The following is a 265-nucleotide window of genomic DNA, read 5'->3' as shown; positions in this document are numbered from 1 at the left end:
TAGCCGTATCGGAAGGTGCGGCTGGATCACCTCCTTTCTATGGAGAATTGATGAACGCTGTTCATCAATATAAGTTTCCGTGTTTCGTTTTGTTCAGTTTTGAGAGAACTATCTCTCATATATAAATGTATGTTCTTTGAAAACTAGATAACAGTGTAGCTCATATTTTTTAATTTTTAGTTTGGTTAAGTTAGAAAGGGCGCACGGTGGATGCCTTGACACTAGGAGTCGATGAAGGACGGGACTAACGCCGATATGCTTCGGG

1 rRNA gene is annotated in these 265 nt (G+C 40.8%); it reads left to right on the top strand.

The annotated features are described in order from the left end of the window. Positions 1-183 precede the first annotated feature (183 nt). A 23S ribosomal RNA gene (locus MR115_RS29740) occupies positions 184-265 on the top strand; the annotation flags it as partial.

Origin of the sequence: Bacillus cereus group sp. BfR-BA-01309 (assembly GCF_022664315.1) — a bacterium.
In the GTDB taxonomy this organism is placed as follows: Bacteria; Bacillota; Bacilli; order Bacillales; family Bacillaceae_G; genus Bacillus_A; species Bacillus_A mobilis.
This window is presented reverse-complemented; position numbering and strand designations above follow the sequence as displayed.